At 42.9% G+C, this 6,283-nt stretch carries 6 protein-coding genes; 3 read left to right on the top strand and 3 right to left on the bottom strand.

Translation table 11 applies throughout. The features are described 5' to 3' along the window. Positions 1–1,647, bottom strand: a 1,647-nt coding sequence (locus AAGC65_RS24125; protein ID WP_343115020.1) for an aspartate kinase, incomplete at its 3' end; no start/stop codon positions are given. A 478-nt stretch (positions 1,648–2,125) separates the two neighbouring features. On the opposite strand from AAGC65_RS24125, the gene rsgA reads away from it, so the two are divergent. Continuing rightward, on the top strand, positions 2,126–3,046 hold the full coding sequence (gene rsgA, locus AAGC65_RS24120) for a ribosome small subunit-dependent GTPase A (RefSeq protein WP_343115019.1): 921 nt from the start codon (positions 2,126–2,128) through the stop codon (positions 3,044–3,046). Between the two features lie 130 nt (positions 3,047–3,176). Here rsgA and AAGC65_RS24115 read toward each other — a convergent pair whose 3' ends face one another. Together AAGC65_RS24115 and AAGC65_RS24110 are read right to left on the bottom strand one after the other, a co-directional pair. Further along, the gene (locus AAGC65_RS24115) at positions 3,177–3,737 is read right to left on the bottom strand and encodes a hypothetical protein (protein ID WP_343115018.1); all 561 of its coding nucleotides are present in this window, start codon (positions 3,735–3,737) and stop codon (positions 3,177–3,179) included. A 172-nt stretch (positions 3,738–3,909) separates the two neighbouring features. Continuing rightward, positions 3,910–5,145, bottom strand: coding sequence for a cystathionine gamma-synthase family protein (locus AAGC65_RS24110; protein ID WP_343115017.1), 1,236 nt, complete (start codon positions 5,143–5,145; stop codon positions 3,910–3,912). Between the two features lie 215 nt (positions 5,146–5,360). Here AAGC65_RS24110 and dtd point away from each other — a divergent pair, with 215 nt between their 5' ends. Beyond that, entirely contained in the window at positions 5,361–5,813 is a 453-nt protein-coding gene (gene dtd / locus AAGC65_RS24105; RefSeq protein WP_343115016.1) for a D-aminoacyl-tRNA deacylase, read from the top strand. 54 nt (positions 5,814–5,867) lie between these two features. Then, positions 5,868–6,242: a GxxExxY protein gene (locus AAGC65_RS24100; RefSeq protein ID WP_343115015.1), complete on the top strand. Its 375-nt coding sequence runs from the start codon at positions 5,868–5,870 to the stop codon at positions 6,240–6,242. Positions 6,243–6,283: the final 41 nt, after the last annotated feature.

The raw sequence follows: 6,283 nt of genomic DNA, 5'->3' as shown, positions 1-6,283 counted from the left end.
GTTAGGCAGGTTCATCTCTTTCATCTTATCAATAAAAAGTTGCAGATCGGCCTCATGCGGCGAAGCCTGCATATCATCCTGCCAAGTATCCAGCGATATACCATCGCTGTTGAAAGTCATTTTGCGGGTATTGCTGATACCAGCAATTTTAACTTGTATACCGTTGTTATCTTTTAAATAATCAGAGTGTGCACTAAGCTGGTTAAACAGCGTTTTACCTATATTACCGGTACCCAGGCAAAAGGCGTGCAAGGTTTTGGTAAGCTGCACAAAAAAGGCATCATGAACGGCATTTAAAGCTTTTGACAGGTCATTAGCTGAGATGATAACCGAGATATTATACTCTGACGATCCCTGCGCTATGGCCCGCACGTTAACCCCGTTACGACCCAGCGCATGAAATAACTTGCCCGACATACCCGGGGTTTGTTTCATGTTTTCGCCTACTACGGCCAGTATGGCCAGGTTCTTTTCAATCACCAAATGCTCCAACTTTTTGGCCAGTAATTCGAGTTCAAACTCCTGCTCAATTACCTGTTTGGCACGATCGGTATCCTGTGGTTGCACTGCAAAGGTGATGCTATGCTCTGACGAAGATTGGGTGATAAGGATGATATTGATCTGCTCGCGGGCCAATAAGGAAAACAGGCGACCGCTAAAGCCCGATTTACCCACCATACCACTGCCCTCTAAATTGAGGATACTGATATTATTGATAGAAGATATCCCTTTGATAGGCAGTGCCGATGGCTTGCAGTTATGGCGGATCACGGTACCCTCAAACTCTGGCTCAAAGGTGTTTTTGATAACGATAGGAATCTTTTTCAAAAATGCAGGGATCATGGTTGGCGGATAGATCACCTTGGCGCCAAAATAAGAAAGTTCCATTGCTTCGGTATAGGTAAGCTCGGCCAAAGGGAAAGCCTTTTTCACCATCCGCGGGTCGGCGGTCATCATACCGTTAACGTCTGTCCATATTTGTATTTCTTTCACATTGAGAGCCGCGCCAAATATTGCAGCGGTATAATCGCTGCCGCCGCGACCAAGCGTGGTGGTTTGGCCAACATCATTACCGGCAATAAAGCCGGTAACGACCAGCATTTTGTCCTTATTTTGTTCGTGCAGGTTGCGGATCAGCATTTCGGTCAACTCGGTATTTACTTTGGCGTTTCCAAAGGCACTGTCGGTTTTGATCACCTCTGTGGCGTCAACAAAAAGTACATCCTTAAATTGCTGAGCGGCAATTTTGCTTACCATAATGGTTGAGCAGCGTTCGCCGTAGCTTAAAATCTGGTCGCGGGTTTTTGGGGTAAGTTCCCTGAGGGTAAGTACGCCCTGCAGTAACTCTTCTAACTGGTTAAAATGAATTTTTAAGCGGGTAAACGCCGGGTTTTGGTTTTGCACATCAAGCAGGCTTTTTACAACTTCAAAGTGCCGTCTTTCCAGCTCGGCCAGTGCGGCGGTAAAATCATTGCCCTGGGCCGCGTCTTCGGCCATAGAGGCCAGCAGGTTGGTAACCCCGCCCATTGCCGATAGCACCACTACTGGCTTTTCGTCATTTTTAACTTCATCGCTCAGGATGTTTAGAAGGGTTTGGATGCTTGTAACCGACCCTACGGATGTACCGCCAAATTTTAAAACTTTCATTTATGGTTTAGTATGTTGCCTCACCCTGCCCTCTCCAAAGGAGAGGGTTCTAAAACTCTCCGTTTTAAGTCCTCTCCTTTGGAGAGGATTTAGGTGAGGCTGGTTTAGCCTTGTTTAATTTTCTTTTGTAATGTCCAACAAAAAAGCCTTCCCCGTTTCGGAGGAAGGCTTTCATTTGGTTTATCTTTTATGTTTTTACACCATACGATTATCTTCCTCCGAGTTTTATGCCGGTGGTAATAATAGATGTAATAATGGTGTTGTTAATTGTCATATATAATGTCTGTAAAGTAAGTAGATTATTTTTTAATAAACAAGCATTATTTTAAATTAATTAAATGAGCACGAATTATTTGTGAGGCGATGAGAATTGTTTCGAATTACACGAATTCTTGAATGAATATGTCAATTCGTGCAATTCGCTTCAATTCAAAAAAATTCGTGACAAATTAAATTGTTACTTTTGGGGTTATATAATATGCAGGGACTCATTACAAAATCAACCGGAAGCTGGTACCAGGTGCAAACACCCGATGGGCAAAAGATAGATTGCCGCATTAAGGGTAAATTCAGGATGAAGGGTATCACCACCACTAATCCTGTGGCTGTTGGCGATGTGGTTGATTTTGAGATGGAACCGGATAGCGCAAATGGTGTGATCACCAATTTACAGCAGCGCAAAAACTACATTATCCGCAAGGCTATTAACCTGAGCAAGCAGGCCCAGATCATAGCCGCCAATCTTGATCAGGCCCTACTGGTAGTTACCCTAGCATCGCCACGTACCTCATTGGGTTTTATCGACCGCTTTTTGGTAACTGCCGAGGCATATGACATCCCGGCAAGGCTCATTTTTAACAAACTCGACCTGTTTAGTGACGAAGGCTTGGAAATACTGACTTACTATAAATCTATCTATGAAAACATTGGCTACCCTTGTTTTGAGGTTTCGGCGTTGGAAGGTACCAATATTAACCAGGTTCAGGACCTGTTGAAAGATAAGGTAACCTTGTTCTCGGGTCACTCGGGTGTTGGTAAATCAAGTCTGATCAATGCTTTATTGCCCAGTTTAGATTTACGTACCCATATGGTATCTGAATGGAGCGATAAGGGTATGCACACCACCACTTTTGCCGAAATGTTTGAACTGCCACAAGGCGGTTTCATTATTGATACCCCGGGCATCCGCGAATTAGGGGTTATCGATATAGAAAAACAGGAGCTTAGCCACTTTTTCCCGGAGATGCGCTCACGCATGCATGATTGCCGCTTTAACAACTGCCGCCACATCAACGAGCCCGGCTGCGCCGTACTGGAAGCTCTTGAAAATGAAGAAATTGAACTATCACGCTACGAGAGCTACCTGAGTATTTACAACGGCAACGATACGAGAGCGTAGGAAGAGTCAAGAGATTAGAATCAAGAGTTAAGACAGCAACTTGTTTCAGGATCTTTCGCGTAAAGCAGGCATGTGTTTGGGATTCCCTGCTTTGCGAAGTCAAAGGCCTCACAAAGCAAGGAAGATCACATTATACTCTTGAAACATGGCTTCCTACTACCCTCATTTCCACTAAACTTAATTGGTTTCTTCTGGCAAGTACCCTATCGGCCTGGTTACGTATTGATGAACTCATTTTGGCGTCCATATGCCCATTAACTATCCCATACACTACATAGGTTGTTGCATCAAATAAAATATTGAGTTGCGCGTTTCCTCCAACGTGTATATGGTTTACACCGGTTGTACCGGGAGCTGTTCGTCCGTTGGCTGTTCTGTTAAATATCATCCGGAGGGTATTGGCCATCGCTACGTCGTGTCCCTGAACCTCACTTACAGCGCCTGCAACTACCTGCCCGCTTAACTCCTGTAAATAAACGGGCGATACATGCCTTCCATAATGAATACCATTGTTATCAGCAATATCCTGGATATTAGAGTCTGTAGCACTTGCCGGGCCCAATCTCATCCTGATGGCTTCGGCTAATTTAGCTTTGATCGCAGATGGATTTAACCGTGTATGATTGTCCTTTAACCATTGAATATTCGGATGTCCGTTCACGGTATTTTTCTGATTGTTTGTAAGCGCCATATCTTTAATTAAATTGATAATGTATGCTGCAAACTTATAGTGTGGCACTCTTTTTACGAATCCCCAATATTGGGTATATAGTCCCTCCAAGTGGTGATTTATAGCAAAAAGCGGGTATTTGACAGATGTAATACTGCCAAATGCCCGCTTTTTCAGGATAAACAGCTTGAGCTTACGCTAACGCCACTTTAAAATCATCCATCAGGTCTTCCAGGTCTTCAATACCTATAGACAGGCGGATCATGCTTTCCGGGATACCCATTTCGGCGCGTTTTTCCTTACCCAATTCAAAGAATATGGTTTGGGCAACCGGGATAGACAGCGTACGGGTATCGCCCAGGTTACTTGATTTAATAACCAGCTGAAGCTTATTTAAAAAGGCCAGGCAATCAATGCTTTCATCAAGCTCGATGCTCATTAAGCCGCCAAATTTGTTAAATAGTTTAGCCGCACGCTCATGCTGCGGGTGGCTTTTCAGGCCCGGATAAAATACTTTTTTAACCAGCGGATGGCTTTCAAAATATTCGGCCAGTGCAAGCGCGTTGTTGCAGGCCCGCTCCAAACGCAAAGCAAGTGTTTCTGCGCCTACAGAAATAGAGTGGGCAGCCTCGGGCGATAATGTTCCGCCCGAATCACGTAAGCCTTTTTTACGGATCTGGGTAAGGCCCAGGTTTTCAGGTTTTACCTGTTTTTTAAACGATTCAAATATGTTAGGGAAGTTTGCCCAGTTAAATAAACCGGTATCGGTAACGCAACCGCCCAGCGCATTGCCGTGACCGCCTATGTATTTGGTTAATGAATTGATAATTAAACTGGCCTTCACATCAACCGGGTTAAACAGGTAAGGTGAGGTCATGGTATTATCAACCATGTATATGATGCCTTTTTCGGCACACAGATTGCCAATAGCTTCCAGATCAGCTACCTGAGTGGCGGGGTTGGCAATGGTTTCAACAAAAACCATCTTGGTGCTTTCCTTAATTTCTTTGCGTACGTTTTCAACATCTGTGGCATCAACATAGGTAACATCCAAACCAATATCGGTTAGGGTTTGAAAAACACTGCGGGTATTGCCAAATAAAAATGAACTGGCTATAATATGGTCGCCTTGTTTAAAAAGAGACATTACTGTTGCCGAAATTGCCGCCATGCCTGTTGAAAAAGCAATAGAAGCAAACCCCTTTTCCATATTGGTTATCTTATGCTCCAATGCGGTAACCGTTGGGTTGCCCTGACGTGAGTAAGCATAACCTTTTTTCTTGTTCTGAAAAATATCAACCAGGTCCTGTACATCATCATGCCCGTAAGTTACCGAGGTATGCACGGGTTTATGTAAGGAGCCATGCTCTGGTTTACCCAGGCGGTCGTCATGTAAAATGGTGGTGGTAAAGCCTTTTTTAGTTGTCATTGTATTAAAATTTAAAGGCACCAATTACAGCAATGGAATTATTAGGAGCAATCAGTGTTATATAGTAGCGGTTGCGAACTTAATGAAATAGGTACGAATTAAAAAGATAACAACAAGGTTAATACATGCTAATTGACATAAACGAGACTAATAACCCTTGAATTGAAATTTAATTCGTGAAATTCGGCCTTATTCGTGTTAATTAGCATTTACTTATGAGAGCTGTACTACAACGTGTTTCTGAAGCAAGCTGCATGGTTAATGGCCAGATAACCGGCGAGATAGACACCGGTTTCCTGGTACTACTGGGCATTGAAGAAACCGATACTGACGAGGACCTAAACTGGCTGGCCGCCAAAATTGCCAACATGCGTGTTTTTAGCGATGAGGAGGGCCTGATGAACAAAGCCCTGGCCGATATCGGTGGCGAGATTTTACTGGTATCGCAGTTTACGTTATACGCACAGACTAAAAAGGGTAATCGCCCCTCATTTATCCGTGCGGCAAAACCCGATAAAGCTATACCGCTATACGAGCAAATGATCGCTACCCTGCAAAACCTAACCAGTAAAAAGGTAGCCACTGGTATTTTTGGCGCCGATATGAAGGTAAGCCTGGTAAATGACGGGCCTGTCACCATTATAATAGACACGAAGGTTCGCGAATGAAGACGAATTTCACGAATAATTATTAACTCAATTTAATATCTATTACTTTGATTTATGCCTGAAATTCTGTTTAAAGAAGAATCTTATAAAATAATAGGAGCTTGTTTTGAGGTCCACAAAATATTAGGTCATGGATTCAAAGAAGCCGTCTATAAAGATGCTTTGGAGTTAGAATTTAGTAGATTAAATATTCCTTTTCTACGCGAGAAGGCATTCTCTATAACTTATAAAGAAACAAAGCTTAAACACTTTTTTATAGCCGACTTTATTGCCTATGATTCTATTATACTGGAGATAAAAATTGGCAGTTATATTGGGGAACCATACATCAAACAAACCTTAAACTATCTTAAGACCTCCGGGCTCAAACTCGGCATAGTTATCAACTTTGGTGCACCTTCTTTAAACTATCAAAGAGTCGTTTTTTAATAACTCAATCAAGTATAATTCGTCTTCGCACTTCACATAAT

It is taken from the genome of Mucilaginibacter sp., from assembly GCF_039207105.1.
Lineage (GTDB): Bacteria > Bacteroidota > Bacteroidia > Sphingobacteriales > Sphingobacteriaceae > Mucilaginibacter.
The sequence above is the reverse complement of the archived record's forward strand: the minus strand, read 5'-3'. Positions and strand labels throughout refer to the sequence as shown.

Coding starts and splice junctions, on each gene's coding strand:
- rsgA (WP_343115019.1), top strand. CDS start 2,126: ATGCAGGGACTCATTACAAAATCAACCGGAAGCTGGTACCAGGTGCAA.
- AAGC65_RS24115 (WP_343115018.1), bottom strand. CDS start 3,737: ATGGCGCTTACAAACAATCAGAAAAATACCGTGAACGGACATCCGAAT.
- AAGC65_RS24110 (WP_343115017.1), bottom strand. CDS start 5,145: ATGACAACTAAAAAAGGCTTTACCACCACCATTTTACATGACGACCGC.
- dtd (WP_343115016.1), top strand. CDS start 5,361: ATGAGAGCTGTACTACAACGTGTTTCTGAAGCAAGCTGCATGGTTAAT.
- AAGC65_RS24100 (WP_343115015.1), top strand. CDS start 5,868: ATGCCTGAAATTCTGTTTAAAGAAGAATCTTATAAAATAATAGGAGCT.